This window comes from Pseudomonas japonica (genome assembly GCF_013522925.1).
Lineage (GTDB): Bacteria > Pseudomonadota > Gammaproteobacteria > Pseudomonadales > Pseudomonadaceae > Aquipseudomonas > Aquipseudomonas japonica_A.
This window is the reverse complement of record NZ_JAAMQU010000017.1, coordinates 1-16,645: the sequence shown is the minus strand read 5'-3', so window position 1 is coordinate 16,645 and position 16,645 is coordinate 1. Positions and strand designations below refer to the sequence as shown.

The window sequence follows — 16,645 nt, the reverse complement described above, 5'->3', positions numbered from 1 at the left end:
CACGCCTTCATCGGCGGTATTCAAGCAGTGGACCCAGGGCCGCTGCGCATCAGCGAAAGCAAAAAGATGGACCACGGCGCAGCGCACTATAAGTGTTGTGGAAGCCGGAGATGTCACTCTTATCGGCTGGTTCCGTCGATCGACACTCCAACGGCCAACGTGAGCTACCTTTGTATCGCCTCCTATACACAAGCCGAATCACGCCGGCGGTGCATAGGTACCCAAGGAGCTGCCTGTTGTCTCTAGGAGAACCAATGACCACTATCTATTACAACGTACAAGACTATGGCGCGGTCGGCGATGGCGTCACCGACGATACCCTGGCGATTCAGAAAGCCATCGATGCGGCCAGTGCCGCCATTGGCTCTGCTGACGAGATCATCGATGCCCAGGTTTACCTGCCTGAGGGCACCTACATCGTCAGCAGTAACCCCAAGTGGGCCGACGACACCTGCCTGCGGATTGGTAGCCGGATCACCCTTGGCGGCGATGGGGCCGACGCGACCAGCATCAAGCTGGCTGATGGCTCGGACCAGGCCGTGAGTATGGTGCGAACCGCTGGCGAAACACAGGAATCTGGCCTGAAGGACCTCACCATCGACGGCAACAGTGCTAACACCAGCGGACGCGTGGATGGCTTTACCACCGGCGGTGAAAACTACCGGGACAACCCTGACACGCTTGTCACCCTCAGCGGCGTGGCGCTGGTCAATTGCAGCGGCAACGGGCTCAATGCCCAGGAAAACACCTATGGCCTCAGCGTGACCGACAGCGTGGCCAGGGGCAACGGCCTCGACGGCTTCTATGCCAACCTGGCCAGCGTGGGCAACCCGTACTTCGACGCTGGCGGCTTCCAGGACAACCTCAGCGAGAACAACGGCCGCAACGGCTTCACTGTGCTGCTCGACAACTACCAGACCAGCCTCGCCGACAACGACGCCATCAACAACGGAGGGCACGGTATTCTCGTCCAGGGCGCAGAGGGCGCTGAGACAGACGACGAGGTGCAGGTTACCGGTGGCGAGCTGTATGGCAATGGGGAGGAAGGCCTGGCGCTCAAACTGACTGAGTTCAGTCGCGTGAGTGGCGTCACTGTGCACGATAATGGTGAAGCAGGCATAGGCCTGATCGGTAGCAAAGGACTCACCATCGCTGGCAATACCCTTTACAACAACGCCGTGAGCCATGGCAACGCGGAAATTACGATACAGGGCTCGGACGACAAGGATGTTACCGCGACGGATTGGACATACGGCAATGAGGTGTACAACAACATCATCACGGGTGGCAACGCCAGCTACGCCGTGACCGAGTCCAACGAAAGCCTGGTTGACCACAATACCGTGTTCGATAACTACTTCAGCCAACTGGACGAGCCTGCCACGGTGCTCTACGGCGAAGGCAGCGGCGCCTTCGGCAACCACGCCGGGTTGGCGATCACCGGCACGGCCAGCAGCAACACCCTGACCGCGATTGATCCAGCCGATACCCTCCTCTACGGCGGCGGCGGCAATGATCGCCTGATCGGCGGCGCCTATGATGACCTGCTATACGGCGGCGCGGGCAGTGACCGGCTGACAGGCGGCGCGGGCGCGGACACCTTCCGCTACACCCGGGCCAGCGACAGCGTGCGCGGCGCCAGCGACTTGATCACCGACTTCAAGCCCGGCGAGGACAAGCTCGATGTGGCCAGCCTTGGCTATTCCGGTCTAGGCAATGGCCACGACGGTACGCTGCGCATGACCTACAACGCCAGCCTGGACCGCACCTACCTGCAAAGCCTGGACGCCGACGTCAATGGCCACTATTTCCAGCTGACGCTGACCGGCAACTACGTCGGCCAGTTGAGCGCCACTGATTTCGAAACGCTGCTCCAGGGCACTAGCGGCAAAGACACCCTAAGCGGCACCGATGCCAACGAAACGCTTGCAGGCCTGAATGGGCGCGACACCCTGAACGCCGGCGGCGGCAGCGACTACCTGATCGGGGGCGCCGGCGCTGATCATCTCACCGGTGGCGCCGGCGCGGATACCTTCGTGTTCAATGCCATGCGCGACAGCTACGCCAACGACACACGCGGCGTGGATTTCAGCGATACCCTCACGGATTTCGACTACCGCCAGGACGTCCTGGACCTGTCCGCACTGGGCTTCAGCAAGCTGGGGAATGGCCACGATGGCACCCTTCAGGCCACGCAGTTGGGCAACACAGGCGCCATGGTGCTGCAATCGCTGGACCCGGACGCTAACGGCAATTACTTCAAACTGGTGCTGGAACACGCCAATGACATCAATGATGCGGCGATCCGCTTCGGCGATCCGGTAGCTACCCATTTCAATGAGCAACCTGCCAGCTATGACAATCGGGTCATCGATTCGCCGACTACCGGGAACGACACTATCGTCGGGTACTTCAGCGATGATCGCATCAGCGGCTTGGCGGGCAATGACAACCTACGTGGCGAGGCGGGTCACGATACCCTGAACGGCAATGCGGGTACCGATACGCTGGACGGCGGTAGCGGCAACGATACGTTGGCGGGTGGTAGCGGCAACGACCTGCTCAGCGGCGGCGCCGGTGACGATAGCCTGACGGGAGGCACTGGGGCGGACCAGCTCACCGGGGGTTCGGGAGCCGATACCTTCGGCTTTATCAGCAGCGCCGACAGCCTGAGCGGCGCCAGCGACCTGATCACCGACTTTTCCGCCAGCCGAGATTTGATCGATGTGTCTGCCCTGGGTTACACGGCACTGGGCAACGGTAACGACGGCACGCTGAAGGTCAGCTATAACGCGGAGCTTGACCGCACCTATGTTCAGGACTTCACCTCTACTCAAGGCCAGCACTTCGAGATCGCCTTGAGCGGAGACCACAGCCACGACCTGGGCGCGGGCCAGTTCGTCTTCGCCGAGGCAAGTCCTGAGCTGACATTGTTGGGGGTGTAGATGTCGAGCGAAGGTGTGGTCGCTTCCAAAGGGTATTAAAGCGTTCGGGCCTGCGTTGGGGCGGAAGCCGGCCTTGGCTGGGAAATGGCTTCCGACCCCATTCAGCCGGACAGCTTTGGCTGCAACCGACCATCGCAGCAGCTATCGCAGCGGATAGTCGCCCTTTCCTGCGCTCGGCGGCGCGTACTGGCCCGTCCTGTTCAGGCTTGAGGGAACGGGTGATATGGTAAATCGGGGAGCAGGCAAACCCATACAGCCAGGATCGAGCTCGCCGAGCATGCCCTGCAGCGTACTCATTCCTTTACCGCTTCGATAACGGTTGGGGCCTGTCTCTGATGGATTGAGAAAGCCTATTTTTACTATTAGCTTTGAAAATGCGCCGCTGACCAAGATAGCGAGGATAACGCCTTTTCAAATCCACACGCCGATATCATGGCAGCGACTGGCCCGAATGCGGAGACCTCTCAGCCGAGATCTCCTCCTCCCACAGGCAGGGTTACGCCGGTGATATAAGACGCTTCGTCCGAGGCTAGGAACAGAATGGCGGCAACCTGTTCGGTAATGTTCCCGTAGCGCTTCATCAGGCTGCTGTTCAGGGTCTGGTCAACGATCTGTTGGTACCAAATTCGCTCCTGGTCGCTCTGGGCGTTCTCGTTACGCGGAATGCGCCTAGCAGGCGCTTCCGTGCCCCCGGGTGCGGTGGCATTGACCCGAACGCCCCGCTCCGCGGTTTCAAATGCCAAGCACGCCGTGAGCGCGTTGACGCCACCTTTGGCCGCACCGTAGGGCGCCCGGTTTATGCCCCGAGTAGCAATGGACGAGACATTGACGATCGCGCCCCGCCCTCGTGCAAGCATATGAGGCAGTGCTGCATGACAACACCAAAGGGTAGGGAACAGAGAGCGACGCACTTCCGCCTCTATCTCCGCAGCTTGGTAGTGCTCGAAGGGCTTGGCCCAGATGGTCCCACCGACGTTATTAACCAGCACATCCAGCGTACCGAAGTGGCCGATGGCAGCCTCCACCGCTCGGACGCATTCCCGGTGCTCTTCAAGATCGGCAGTGAGGGTCAGCACGCGCGGGCCTCCTATCTCATGCACCAAAGGTGAGCGGTCCACCGCCAGCACTTGAGCACCTTCGTCTCGCAATCTGAGTGCAACCGCCTGGCCGATGCCTTGGGCTGCCCCGGTTACCAATGCGACCTTGCTTGCAAATCGTGTATTCATGACGCTCTCCTCAGGCCAGGTCCCCGGCGGCGATTGCACCGGTGGTGACGGCATTGGCGGTGAATTTCTCGTAATGGAAGCTCGTCGGCGTCACACCCTGCTCGCGCAGGTACTGGCGCACGGCGTCGACCATCGGTGGCGGCCCGCAGAGGTACAGGTCTATCTCGCCGTCGTTCAATGCAGAGGAGGTCAAGTGCTGGGTGACATACCCAAGGCGAGGATGTTGGGAGTCGGGGTCCGCCACGCAGGTGAGGTAGCTGAACCCGGGCAAGCGCTTGGCCAGGGTATCGAGTTGCCCGATCATTACCAGGTCCTGGTCTCGATTCACGCCATAGACCAGGCATACCTGGGCGTCACTGCCTTGGTCTGCCAACACCTCCAACATGGAAAGAAAAGGCGCCAGCCCGGTGCCTCCCGCCAGCATCAATAGCGGGCGCTTGACCTCCCTCAGGAAAAAACCCCCCAGGGGGCCGGTCATTCCGACGCTGTCGCCAACGGCGGCCCGCGTAAGCCAGCTACTCATCAGCCCGCCAGGCACCTGCTTGATCAGAAAACTCGCGAAGCGCTCCCCTGGCTTACTGCTGAATGAATATGAACGCGTCTGTCCTGACCCTGGTACGTCAATGTTCACGTACTGCCCAGGCAGGAAATCCGCTGCGACGTCCAGCTCGAAGCGGATAGCTACCGCCGAGTCAGCCAGCGCCTCTACGGACGCTACACGAGCCTTGAGTGTCGAGGTGCCGGTCTTGCAGCTGGCGGCCGGGACCGGTACCCGTAAGACGCAATCGGACGTTACTATCATCTGGCAGGTGAGCACCTGGCCCTGCTGGGCCTCATCCTCGCTTAGAGCATCCTCGATGTAGTCCTCGCCGAGCTCATAGTCGCCGCTTTCGCAGTGGCATTTGCACGTTCCACACACCCCGTCGGAGCAGTCCATGGGCAAGTTGATCCGCTGCCGGTAGGCCGCGTCGAGGACCTTCTCCCCGGGTTTGCAATCGATGAAACGGGTTATCCCGTCCTCGAAATTCAACGCGATGCTGTACGTCATGGCTACACCTCAGCAGTGGTAGATGTCGATCACCTGGTGGATATAGTCATTCTTGAGCACCACTTTCTTATAGGTGATGAGGGGCTGGTCGCCGCTCAAGTCCAAGGTGTAGAACGACGTGCCGAAAAACACATCGGTGCTCTTGTACCGATGGCTCAGGGTTTGCCAGTTGAAACGAAGGTGCGCTGTTAACCCGTCATCGCTTAGCACTTCGAGGTTGGCAATGAAGTGCGAGGTCCGCGGCTCGGGCATGCTCGCGCTGGAGCGTTCGGTCTTGATACGGAACACGCGGTCCTCCAAACCCTCGCGGTTGGGGTAGTACACCAGTGATATGTGCGATTGAGGGTCTTCGACCAACTGGTCGTTGTCGTCCCATGCCGGCATCCAGAATTGTGCCCTGGGGCTGTAGCAGGCTAGCCACTCATCCCACTGTCGGTCATCGAGCAGGCGCGCCTCGCGGTACACGAAATCAAGCAAGTGGCTACGTGGCGTGGTCATAGTGGCATCTCCCGATCGGTCGCCAGCAATGGGCCGCGTTCCTTCTCCACGGCCGCCGTCAGCGCCTGGGCCCAATACGCATGCTGTCGCACAAAAAGCCCTTCGTCCTCGGTACGCGGACCAGAGAGCAAAGGGTTCATGCCCATGGCCTGGGCATTAGCGTCTGCCCCTTCGACCCATTGAGCGGCACCGCGGGAGAGGTCATTCCACAACTTGCTGGTCCCTTGGTAGGCCGTCTGGCAGGAGCGGAACTCTTCAAGATCGTCAGGAGTACCCATGCCACTCACGTTGAAGAAGTCTTCGTACTGGCGAATCCGCAGGGCGCGATCGGCAGCGCTCTCGCCCTTGGGCGCGAAGCAGTAAATGGTGATTTCCGTCTTGTCCACCGAGATGGGCCGCACGACCCGGATTTGCGTTGAGAACTGATCCATCAAGTACACGTTGGGATAGAGCCCAAGGTTACGGGTCTGGTCAACGATGAACGTCGCGCGGTCCTTGCCCAGGCGCTGCTCGAGTTCCTCGCGCTGCCCATACACCGGGCGCACCTCAGGGTTGAGCAGCTGGGTCCACAGCAGAATGTGCCCATACTCGAACCCGTATACACCGCCCACGCTCTTCGACCACCCATTGGCGTCCACGGTCCGGGTACCCTCGGCTTCATAGTTGCGCCGGCCCATGGTCGCGGAGTAGTTCCAGTGCACAGAGCTTACGTGGTAGCCGTCGGCGCCGTTTTCCATTTGCAGCTTCCAATTACCGTCGTAGTAGTACGACGAATTGCCGCGCAGTACCTCAAGGCCATTGGGCGCCTGGTCGACGATCTGATCGATGATGACCCGGGTTTCGCCCAGGTAATCCGACAGTTCAGGAACGTCCGCGCTCAGGGAACCGAAGAGAAAGCCCTTGTAGCTCTCGAAGCGCGCCAGCTTGGTCAGGTCGTGCGACCCGTCACAGTCGAACTGCTCCGGGTAGGCGCCCGTCTTGCCATCCTTGACCTTCAGCAGCTTGCCGTTGTTACTGAAGGTCCAGCCATGGAACGGACAGGTAAACGAGCCCTTGTTGCCGTGTTTGCGCCGGCACAGCATGGCACCGCGGTGGGCACAGGCGTTGACCAGGCCGTGTAGCAGCCCCTGTTTGTCGCGGGTGATCACCACCGGTTGGCGACCGATGTAGGTGGTGAAGTAATCGTTGATCGCCGGGACCTGGCTGTCGTGGGCCAGGTATACCCAGCCGCCCTCGAAGATATGCTTCATCTCGAGTTCGAACAGCGCTGGATCGGTGAACACGTCTCGGCGGCAGCGGAATACGCCGCGGGCAGGATCGTCTTCGACAGCCTCAGCGATGTGCTGGGCCAGACGGTCGAAAGTACTGGTCATGGGGGTGGCCCTCGGTTGTTTTTGTATCAGGCCACTTCAAGTTACGCGGGGGGTGGGCAAGCCACTATCCGCGCCCTGCGTATCGCTATCCGCTTTCCGCGAATCACCTCATCAATTCACGGAGCTGTTTCATGATGCCGTTTCCAGGTATGCGACGGCAGTTCCCCGAAGCGCTTGCGGTAGGTCTCGGCGAAGCGACCCAGGTGCAGGAAGCCAATATCCAACGCTGCCTGGGTCACGCTGTGAGTCGCGGGATGCTGCAGTCGCTGATGCACGCAGTCTAGTTTGCGCTGCCGAATGTACTCACGCGGCGAGACCCCGGCCTTGCGTTCGAACAGGCTATAAAGCGTGCGCTCACTGACACCGGCCACCTTGAGCAGGCGTTCCAGGCCAATCTCTTCACTCACATGAGCGTCGATATACTCGCTCAGCGTGTCGAAAACGCTGGCGCCTGGCGAGGCCAAGGGAGCATGCCAGGCATTATTGGCAAGCAGCCCAAGCAATTTGCCTGCGACGATTCGCTCGTAGAGCACAGGTATCCCTTCCAAGGCGTAGCCTTCGGCCTCGCGACAGATCAGGTCCAGGAGCCCGGCGAATTCCGAATGATGCGCGAGGTCATGCCGTGCCTGACCGAAACGGATTCCGGTAGTAGGCACGGCGCGGCTCTGCCCTAGGCAGGCGCGTTCCAGGACCGACACCGGCAGGCGCAGGATGAACTTCTCACAATCTTGTGAATAGGTAAGGTCAACTGGGTCGTCAGGGTTGATCAGAAGCATTTCTCCCGGCACGTAGGTGTGCTCGATCGCCCCGGCGCGAGAGGTGCAGTGCCCGCGTAGCAATATTTGGAGGTGATAACTGGTCCCCAGGGCAGTGCTAGTGACGCGGACTGCGCCGCCATAGCTGATACGGCACAGGTCAAGGGATGCGAAGGTCCTGTGGCGAATGCTTGCTTCGGGCCTGCCGGTTGGTGGCAGACGAATGCAATGCGTGCCGACGTGCTGGTTGACGTAATCCGACACGGCATGGGCATCGGCGCGTTCGAAAACACGGCTGCGTTCGCTTAATAAGGTCAGCATTTCAGCGTGCCTCTGTTTTTTTGTTATCCAGCGGTGGCGCGAAGTCTCACGCCAAAAGCCCGGAAGCAAATGCCCCGGGCCTGTTGACTGTCATCCTGGCGTGCCTGACTTCAAGCCTCCAGGGCGCGGGCTCGCTCGCGACGTTCCTCGGCGGTGGGCTCCGCGGTGGGCTGGAGCACGAAGTCGAAGTCGATCTCAGCGAAGCGCCCTTCTACACCGCGAGCCTGCGCCTGCCCGGCGTCGTCGATAAATCGGATATCAGCGATAAGCTCGTCGCGGGTTGCATAGGCGAAGTCATCATGCAGGTAGCGGTCACCAGCGAGGTTGATCTGGGTGGTGAGGTGGCGATGCGCTGGGGCCGAGATGAAGAAATGGATGTGCGCCGGCCGCTGACCGTGACGCCCCAGCTGGTCAAGCAAGTGTTGAGTGGGGCCATCGGGTGGGCAGCCGTAGCCGGAAGGCACGATGCTACGAAAGCGATAGCGGCCCTCGGCATCGGTAACAATGCGACGGCGCAGGTTGAATTCGGACTGGCTGGGGTCGAAGTACGAATAGGTTCCGCCAGTATTGGCATGCCATACGTCCACCACCGCGCCGGCCAAGGGCGAGCCATCGGTGTCTCGTACCTGGCCCTGCATGAACAACACGGTGCCAGCGTCTTGGCCGTCGTCGAGGCGGGCCTCGCCGTCTACTAGAGGCGCACCGGCGACATACAGGGGCCCCTCGATCGTGCGCGGGGTGCCGCCGAGCTGGCCATTCTGAGCGTCTTCGGCGTCCAGCAGCAGGTCCAGGTAATGCTCCAGGCCCAGGCCAGCCACCAGCAGGCCAGCCTCCTGACGACTACCCAAGAGGTTGAGGTAGTTTACTGCCTGCCAGAATTCCTCAGTCGTCACACCGAGGTCTTCAATGATCTTGATCGTCTCGGTCAATACCCGGTGCACGATGGTTTTCATGCGTGGGTCGCCGCCGGTTTGTTCGAATCCGCTGGCCACCTCGAAAAATTTCTGTACGTCAGCGGTATGGGAAATGCGTACGGTCATGGCGAAGGTTCTCATCTTGTTCTTGTGAGCGCTACAGTTCGGCAGGTTGAGGCAGTCGGTCAGCGATCGTCGTCGCGAATCGACGAAGGATGGCGGCACAGCGCCATGACCTCGATGTCCATGTAGGGGTACAACGGCAGCTGCATCAGAGTGTCGTGCAGGGCTTGAGCGTCGGGAACGTCGAAGACACTGATGTTGGCGTAGAGACCGGCGATCCGCCACAAGTGGCGCCACGTGCCCTCTTCCTGCAGGCGTGAGGCCAAGGCCTTTTCATCGGCCTTGAGCCTGGCTGACTGCTCGGCGGGCATGCTGGCGGGTAGCTTGACGGTCATGCGTACGTGAAAAAGCATTGAAAGTGCTCCATGGGCGGGTCAGTGGCGGGCGAATCGGGCCAGGCGCTGTTCGTCAAGCTCAATGCCCAGCCCAGGGGTGGTCGGCAACATGAGCTGGAAGTCGCGGTATTCGAGGCCGTGCACCAGGATGTCTTCGGTCAGCAACAGCGGACCGAACAACTCGGTGTGCCACTCCAGGCGGTCCAGCGTGGCGAAGGCATGGGCAGCCGCAATGGTGCCTATGCTGCCCTCGAGCATGGTGCCGCCATACAGGCCGATCCCGGCGGCTTCGGCAATGGCCGCAGTGCGCAGCACCGCGCGAGGCCCGCCGGTCTTGGCGATCTTCAAGGCGAAGATGGGGGCTACGCCCAGCTGCGCCAGCGCGAAGCTATCAGCGACCGATTCGATGGCCTCGTCCGCCATGAGGGGGATGGGGCTGTGCGCATTAAGGCGTACCATTCCGGCACGGTCATGGCGTGACAACGGTTGCTCGATCAGCTCTACCCCAGCGTCGGCGAGGCGGCGGCAGCCGTTAATGGCTACTGCCTCACTCCAGGCCTGGTTCACGTCCACGCGGACACTGGCGCGGTCGCCCAAGGCACTTTTGATCGCCGCGACGTGAGCGATGTCCCGAACAGGCTCGGCCGAGCCAATCTTGAGTTTGAAGTGCCGGTGGCGGCGCAGGTCGAGCATGCGCTCGGCTTCCTCGATATCCCGACCCGTATCACCACTTGCCAAGGTCCAGGCGCATTCCACGCCATTACGTACACGGCCGCCGAGCAGCTCGGCAACCGGCAGGCCGAGACGCTTGCCCTGGGCGTCGAGCAAGGCGGTTTCCACCGCACTGCGAGCAAAGGTATTGGCCCGTACGGCACGATCAATGCGCTGCATGGCCGCGTTGAGGTTGGTCGCATCCTGGCCCAGCAGCAGCGGCGCGAACCAGGTGTCGAGGTTGACCTTGATGCTTTCCGGGCTTTCGCCTGCGTAGCTCAGGCCGCCAATGGTAGTGGCCTCGCCTAACCCAACCACGCCGTCACTGCAATGCAGCTTGAGGATCACCAAGGTCTGGCCATGCATGGTGTGCATGGCCAGCTTGTGTGGACGTATGGTCGGCAGGTCGACGATGAACGTCTCCAACCGGTCTATGGTCACGCGGCTCATGGCATCTTCCAGTAGCGTGTGTTGTCATTATTGACCTCAGGTTGACGCCCGACCTGCCCTGCGTCCAATATGATTTTGGTCTTGACCATACCCAGGAGGTATCGTGGAGCTTCGACACCTGCGCTACTTTCGAGTACTCGCGCAGACCCTGAATTTCACACGCGCCGCCGAGCAGCTTCACATCGCACAGCCACCGTTGAGCCGGCAGATTCAGCAGCTTGAGGATGAACTTGGGGTCCCGTTGCTAGAGCGCGGCAGGCCGCTGCGCCTGACCGAGGCGGGCCGCTTCTTCAACGAACATGCCTCCCAGTTGCTGGAGCAGCTGCAGCGCATCAGCGACGACACTCGCCGCATGGGCCAGGCGGACAAACGTTGGCTGGGTATCGGCTTTGCGCCCTCTACCCTCTATGGCGCCCTGCCAGAGCTGATCCGCCGTCTGCGTGCCTTCGGCGACGTCGAAGTAGGGCTGTCGGAATTGATTACCTTGCAACAGCTGGAGGCATTGAAGAGCGGGCGTATCGATATAGGCTTCGGCCGACTCTTGTTCGACGACCCGGCCGTGACGCAGTTTGTGCTACGTGAAGATCCTCTGGTAGCGGTGCTGCCCAGTGGCCACCCGTTACTGGGCCAGAAAGTGACACTGGCGCAACTGGCAAGGGAGCCGTTCGTACTCTACCCCGGCTCCCCCAGACCTAGTTATGCCGATCATGTCCTAGGGCTGTTCGCCAAGCACGGCTTGAATATCCACGTTGCGCAGATGTCCAACGAATTGCAGACCACTATCGGCCTAGTGGCGGCCGGCATCGGGGTAGCGTTGGTGCCAGGGTCGGTGCAGCGGCTTCACCGCGACGACATCGGCTATGCGCCGCTGGTGGATGAGTATGCCACGTCGCCTATCGTGGTCAGCTACCGTGCCGGAGACCAGTCGCAGCTGTTGCTCCGGGTGCTGGATGAGCTCAAAGAGTTACCATTGCCAGGGGCTCCTTGAACATCAGGTTGCTATCAATGGGCCAATACCAAGGCGCCCCTTGTCTGTTGAGCCGAAGCCTCGATTACCGCCAATACAGCCATGGCAGCGCTCAGCAGCGGGACAATCAGGACAAGTAGAGCCCTGTGCCGCCGACTTGAGCCAACACTATCATGCCCACCGCTGAACCCATGATGCGCCCACGCGGCTCATGCCGATCGCTACCTCAATGGTGGGTAGCTATGGCTCGATTGCAACTGCCGAAGAATGGCCGCTTTCGACCAATTGCGTGACGAAAGTGACGTAACGCTATCTTCGGCATAGAACCGAGTGACGCTCCCTAATCAGCCTTTTCTGCATTGAAGCCGTCGAAGTTTTCAAATACCCCCATAAATCCGGGAACCGTAGCTTCACGAGCCCAGTCGCGCTGCAGCTCGCAGTACATCTGGACGCGACTGATCAATTTCGCCCCCGCCTGTTCGATGCGGCGCAGCGCCGCTTCGTGTGCAGCCAGGGAGGTACCGCCGACCGCATCGACGGGTACGTACACATCGTAACCTTCCTGAAGCGCATCCAGTACCGGAAACGCCAGACAGGCTTCGGTCCAAAGCGCTGTCATGATCAGTTTGCGGCGCCCCTGGGCTTTGACGGCCTCTTTGAACTGCGTGTCCTCCCAGCTATTGATCGAGGTGCGGTCGTAGGTAGGAAGGTGCCCAATAACGTCCTGCAGTTGCTGGATAGGTGGCTTGTTCCGGCCGGTACCGACGTTCACCGTGGAGTGAATGATCGGAAGCCCGAAATTGACCGCCGCCTTGGCAACGCTGGTGATGTTGAACACCAATTCGTCGCGAGACATCGAGCGGATCGAGGATACCTGGATGGGCTGATAGTCGATTATCACCAGCAGCGCATTATCAGGGGTCAGCAGCTGGTCGGTCAGTGGGTTACGAATAGTCTCACTTGCCATTGCTATATCTACCTTTCTCTAGGTCGCATGCATGTGCCTTGAGGCACCGTCTCAGGCAGACAGCCCCGAAGCCGCAGCGGCGAGCAAAATGTTGCCTTCGCCAACCAAGCGCCAGCGGGGCGATCGCCTGTGGATTGGCATTCTGCTGTTCCCCAAAGTACGTCGGTAGTAGCATCCAGCGTCCAACTGTGTCGCTTGAAGGGGAACGCCACGATGGACATGGAGGAGCTCGAAACCTTTGTCGAGGTAGCCGATGCTGGAGGGGTATCGCCTGCTGCGCTCAGGCTTGGAATCTCGAAGTCGATTGTCAGCCGCCGTCTGGCGCGGTTGGAGGCGGCCTTGGGTGTGCAACTGCTGGCACGCTCGACCCGTGGCGCGTCCTTGACCGAGGCGGGATCGACGTTTCGTGATCATGCGGCGAGGGTCTGCGCCGAATTGGAATCGGCGCGGGAAGCGATCCAACCAACGGGTACCTTGCGTGGCCGCTTGCGCGTGGCCGCCCCCCTTTCATTTGGCCCCACACACTTCGCCCCAGTGCTGGCAGAAATGGGGCGCTGTCATCCTCAGCTGCATATCCAGACCTGTTACAGCGACCGCTTCGTCGATCTTATCTCCGAAGGCTATGACTGCTGCATAAGGGTCGGTTACCTGCCGGACTCCAACCTGGTCGGCAGGCGCGTTGGTCCCCTGAAGGTTGCCCTTGTTGCCGGCCCAGACTACATCAACACGCATGGTGCGCCTGATAGGCCCGACCAACTGGCGCGCCACGAAGCATTGATGCAGCACACCGAAGCCTGGCAGTTTCTGGATGGCGACAAGGTTGTTTCGGTTCGTCCCCAAGGGCGGTTCAAAGCCGACAACGGCGTCGCACTGGTTGCAGCTGCCGAGGCCGGGTTGGGAATTGCGTACCTACCCGAGACCCTCATCCAGCAAAGTATCGTCTCCGGAGCATTGGTGCCGATTATGACGAGCTATCCGCCGCCTCCGGCCGGGGCATATGTGGTTCGTCCTGCGAGCCCGAATCCGCCTCGAAAAATCCGGGTTCTCACCGAACTGTTGATTGAACATTTCGCACGATCAGCCTAATCAGTCATGGTCCCTGCTGGCCACGCTGCTGACCTACGAGCCAAGGAGGGCCCCAATCGCTGCGGTCGTGGAACCTAATGCGTCCATGGATTTGTCGTGCTGCTTGTCTTCGCGCCTTGTCTTCTTCTCCTTGCCGTTTGGCGCTGCTCCGCGGCCACGTCGCGGTCCGCTTCCTTGCGGCCAGCCCCAATGAGCGACAACCTATTCAGTACTTCGCTCGGGATAGTTTTTCTTTACTGCTGCAGTAAATCTTCTGGTTTGGCGGCCTGGGTGGAGTTTTGGATAGTTGACCCATGCCGAAGTGCTCGGCCAACCCCACCGGAAGGAGGAAATGTGATGACTATTCAATCCCGTAATTTCGAAGGCAAGGTGGTTCTGGTTACCGGTGGTACCTCCGGTATCGGCTTGGAAGTGGCACGCCGCTTTGTTGCTCAAGGCGCTCAGGTAATCGCCACAGGCGTATCGCCTGAGCGTCTCAAATCGGCGCAAGAGGAGTTGGGTGATCATGCCTTGGTCATGGCGGCTGATCTGCGTCAGCCCGAAGCGCTGGACCCGGTTATACGTACCGTCCAGGAGCGTTTCGGTCGGTTGGACATTGTGTTTGCAAATGCCGGTGCTGGCACAGCGGCGCCGCTGGAATCGGTTACCAAAACTCAGATCGACGAGCAGTTTGCACTTAATTTCACCGGTACTTTTTTCACCGTACAAAAAGCGGCACCGTTGCTGAGCAAAGGTAGCAGCGTGGTCTTGACCACCTCCTTTCTGAATCAGGTAGGCACTCCCGGCCTGTCGATTCTTTCGGCAAGCAAGGCAGCCGTTCGATCTCTCGCGCGTACGTTGGGTGCAGAGTTGGCCCCTCGCGGCATTCGGGTTAACGCTGTCAGTCCTGGTCCGATCAGCACGCCTTTCCACGGAAAGCTTGGTCTTTCGGATGCGGAGCTCAACGAAGTGGCTGCAGGCATCGAAGCCGCAGTGCCGTTGGGGCGTTTCGGGGAGGCGTCCGAAGTCGCCAACGCTGTGCTCTTCCTGGCCGGCGACCAGTCGTCCTTCATGACGGGCGAAGAAATCATCGTGGACGGTGGTTTGTCCCAATTCTGATTTTGGCGAGATCGTCACCCTGAGGTTCCACTGCACTCGTGACAGCGCGGGACACCACCCAGCTGTCACCGGCACCGCTTTTATCAGGAGACCGTCCCATGTTTGGGACTGCGCACTATGGCACCTTCGTTGTGTCCTTCATCTTGCTGCTTATCTGCCCGGCCCGGGTAATTTTGCGCTGATTACCTCGACCGGCAAAGGAGGTGTAAAGGAAGGTCTGACCGCGATAGCCGGAGTCATCATCGGCGACCAGATTCTTATGTGGCTTGCGTTAGCAGGTGTGGCTGTGCTGCTCAAAACCTACCCCGCCACCTTCAACGGCGCTCAAATCCTCGGCAGCCTGTACCTGGGCTATCCAGGGTTGCGGTTAATGCTGGCCACGGCCGTAGAGGCCAGCGTAGTGAACATTGCGACCTTCCATTATCTTCGCCAGACGCTGTTCATCACGTTGTGTAATCCCAAAGCGGTTCTCTTCTACCTTGCCTTCCTGCCCCTGTTCATCGATCCCTCTGAGCATCGGGGCGTTGCCACTTTTACTGCGCTGGCGCTTACGGTCTCGAGTCTTACCTTCCTCTATGGGGTAATTGTCATCGGGCTCATACGATTTTTGGGCAGACGTCTGCACGCTTTGCCGGGCTGCTGGCTGATCTGCGACACGGCCCGTACGCCCGCTGTGGAATGTGCTGTGTAATGACCGGCGTTATACCCGGTCTATTCGCTTATCGTGAGATATTTGAATGCGAGTGAGGATATGAGAGCCCCGCGTCATTTGAACGCATTGCGAGCTTTCGAAGCCGCTGCCCGTCACCTGAGTTTCGTCGGTGCAGCCCAGGAGCTCAACGTCACGCCGGCAGCGGTCGGCCAGTTGGTACGCCAGCTGGAGGAAAGCTTTGGTCAGGAGCTGTTTTACCGCTCACGCGGGGGCCCTTCACGCCTTGAATTGACCACTGCAGCCAGTCACGCGCTGGTAGAGCTGCGTGCAGGCTTCGATCTGTTGAGCCGAGCAGTGGAGGGACTCAAGCGCGGGGCAGTGCCAGCTTCAATCAGCGTCACCGTTCCCCCCGCCTTTGCTGACAAATGGCTGCTAGGAAGAGTCGAGGCCTTTCAGACAATCTATCCGCAGTTCGAATTGATCCTGAACACTGAAGGACGTCTGGTGGACCTGGCCGGAGACAGGATCGATCTGGGTATTCGTTTCGGCCACGGTCATTGGCCAGGATTGACTGCCACCTATTTAATGGGGGATACGTTTTTTCCGGTATGCAGCCCTGCACTGATGGAAGGGCCGTTCGCCCCCACTGGTCCCGAAATGCTTAGCCACCATGTGCTGATCCACGACCTATCGATGCGAAATACCGCCGCGTTCCCTACATGGAATAGCTGGTTAGAGCGGGCCGGTAACCCGCCTATAGACCAAGCACGAGTTCTACGTATCAATGACTCGGCCGCAGGGTTGCAAGCGGCGATGGCAGGCAGCGGAATCGCTCTGGGACGCAGCAGCCTGGTCACAGGGGATTTGCAGGCCGGAAGGTTAATCAGACCCTTTGGTGAGGCGCAATCCAGCCCTCTGGCTTACTACGTTGTCCAAGTGGAGAAGGTGGGGCTTTCAGTCGCTGCGGAGAGTTTCAAAGAATGGCTACTTGACTGTGCCTTGGACCCTTGGCCTGACGGGCGACAGAAAGAGAGTGTAGTGGTCAACTAATCCCGGACACTGAATTGAGTTTTTCCTCAGCGACCGCCGGCGCTAGCCCTTCGTTGAACTGATGCGGTCGCCGCCAGTTGTATCGCTCCATCAGGAACCGGCTGATATCCTGTTGCGCTAGCGAAG

At 60.0% G+C, this 16,645-nt stretch carries 15 protein-coding genes and 1 pseudogene; 6 read left to right on the top strand and 10 right to left on the bottom strand.

Annotation, left to right across the window (positions count from 1 at the left end; genetic code table 11):
- The first annotated feature begins 254 nt into the window (after positions 1-254).
- Positions 255-2,945: a M10 family metallopeptidase C-terminal domain-containing protein gene (locus G7016_RS22090; protein ID WP_181117862.1), complete on the top strand. Its 2,691-nt coding sequence runs from the start codon at positions 255-257 to the stop codon at positions 2,943-2,945.
- A 464-nt stretch (positions 2,946-3,409) separates the two neighbouring features.
- On the opposite strand, the gene G7016_RS22085 is transcribed toward G7016_RS22090, so the two are convergent.
- From G7016_RS22085 to G7016_RS22050, 8 genes are all read right to left on the bottom strand, one after another.
- A complete protein-coding gene (locus G7016_RS22085) occupies positions 3,410-4,171 on the bottom strand; it encodes a 1,6-dihydroxycyclohexa-2,4-diene-1-carboxylate dehydrogenase (RefSeq protein ID WP_181117861.1) in 762 nt (253 codons plus the stop codon).
- A 10-nt stretch (positions 4,172-4,181) separates the two neighbouring features.
- On the bottom strand, positions 4,182-5,219 hold the full coding sequence (benC, locus tag G7016_RS22080) for a benzoate 1,2-dioxygenase electron transfer component BenC (RefSeq protein ID WP_181117860.1): 1,038 nt from the start codon (positions 5,217-5,219) through the stop codon (positions 4,182-4,184).
- Between the two features lie 9 nt (positions 5,220-5,228).
- Positions 5,229-5,717: a benzoate 1,2-dioxygenase small subunit gene (gene benB, locus G7016_RS22075; protein WP_181117859.1), complete on the bottom strand. Its 489-nt coding sequence runs from the start codon at positions 5,715-5,717 to the stop codon at positions 5,229-5,231.
- A complete protein-coding gene (locus G7016_RS22070; protein WP_181117858.1) occupies positions 5,714-7,090 on the bottom strand; it encodes a Rieske 2Fe-2S domain-containing protein in 1,377 nt (458 codons plus the stop codon). Before G7016_RS22070 ends, benB begins: the two co-directional genes overlap by 4 nt.
- 116 nt (positions 7,091-7,206) lie before the next feature.
- Positions 7,207-8,166 (bottom strand): AraC family transcriptional regulator, encoded by a 960-nt coding sequence (locus G7016_RS22065; RefSeq protein ID WP_181117857.1) that lies wholly within the window; start codon positions 8,164-8,166, stop codon positions 7,207-7,209.
- Positions 8,167-8,276: 110 nt separating this feature from the next.
- On the bottom strand, positions 8,277-9,206 hold the full coding sequence (gene catA, locus G7016_RS22060; protein WP_181117921.1) for a catechol 1,2-dioxygenase: 930 nt from the start codon (positions 9,204-9,206) through the stop codon (positions 8,277-8,279).
- A 59-nt stretch (positions 9,207-9,265) separates the two neighbouring features.
- Entirely contained in the window at positions 9,266-9,556 is a 291-nt protein-coding gene (catC, locus tag G7016_RS22055; RefSeq protein ID WP_181117856.1) for a muconolactone Delta-isomerase, read from the bottom strand.
- Between the two features lie 21 nt (positions 9,557-9,577).
- Complete coding sequence (locus tag G7016_RS22050; protein WP_181117855.1) at positions 9,578-10,699, bottom strand: muconate cycloisomerase family protein; 1,122 nt, start codon at positions 10,697-10,699, stop codon at positions 9,578-9,580.
- A gap of 103 nt (positions 10,700-10,802) precedes the next feature.
- Between G7016_RS22050 and G7016_RS22045 the strand changes: the two genes are divergently transcribed.
- Positions 10,803-11,687 carry a LysR family transcriptional regulator gene (locus G7016_RS22045; protein WP_181117854.1) on the top strand — a complete coding sequence of 295 codons (885 nt, stop codon included), beginning with the start codon at positions 10,803-10,805 and terminating at the stop codon, positions 11,685-11,687.
- Positions 11,688-12,006: 319 nt separating this feature from the next.
- On the opposite strand, the gene G7016_RS22040 is transcribed toward G7016_RS22045, so the two are convergent.
- A complete protein-coding gene (locus G7016_RS22040) occupies positions 12,007-12,633 on the bottom strand; it encodes a hydrolase (protein WP_181117853.1) in 627 nt (208 codons plus the stop codon).
- Positions 12,634-12,846: 213 nt separating this feature from the next.
- On the opposite strand from G7016_RS22040, the gene G7016_RS22035 reads away from it, so the two are divergent.
- The 4 genes from G7016_RS22035 to G7016_RS22020 all read left to right on the top strand — a co-directional run bounded on the left by G7016_RS22035 (position 12,847) and on the right by G7016_RS22020 (position 16,519).
- Entirely contained in the window at positions 12,847-13,719 is an 873-nt protein-coding gene (locus G7016_RS22035; RefSeq protein ID WP_181117852.1) for a LysR family transcriptional regulator, read from the top strand.
- A 336-nt stretch (positions 13,720-14,055) separates the two neighbouring features.
- Positions 14,056-14,817 (top strand): SDR family oxidoreductase, encoded by a 762-nt coding sequence (locus tag G7016_RS22030; protein ID WP_181117851.1) that lies wholly within the window; start codon positions 14,056-14,058, stop codon positions 14,815-14,817.
- On the top strand, positions 14,798-15,508 hold the full coding sequence (locus G7016_RS22025; RefSeq protein ID WP_181117850.1) for a LysE family transporter: 711 nt from the start codon (positions 14,798-14,800) through the stop codon (positions 15,506-15,508). Before G7016_RS22030 ends, G7016_RS22025 begins: the two co-directional genes overlap by 20 nt.
- Positions 15,509-15,568: 60 nt before the next feature.
- The gene (locus tag G7016_RS22020; protein WP_181117849.1) at positions 15,569-16,519 is read left to right on the top strand and encodes a LysR substrate-binding domain-containing protein; all 951 of its coding nucleotides are present in this window, start codon (positions 15,569-15,571) and stop codon (positions 16,517-16,519) included.
- Here G7016_RS22020 and G7016_RS22015 read toward each other — a convergent pair.
- Positions 16,512-16,645, bottom strand: a pseudogene (locus tag G7016_RS22015) (IS3 family transposase); the annotation flags it as partial. The gene G7016_RS22020 and the pseudogene G7016_RS22015 overlap by 8 nt on opposite strands.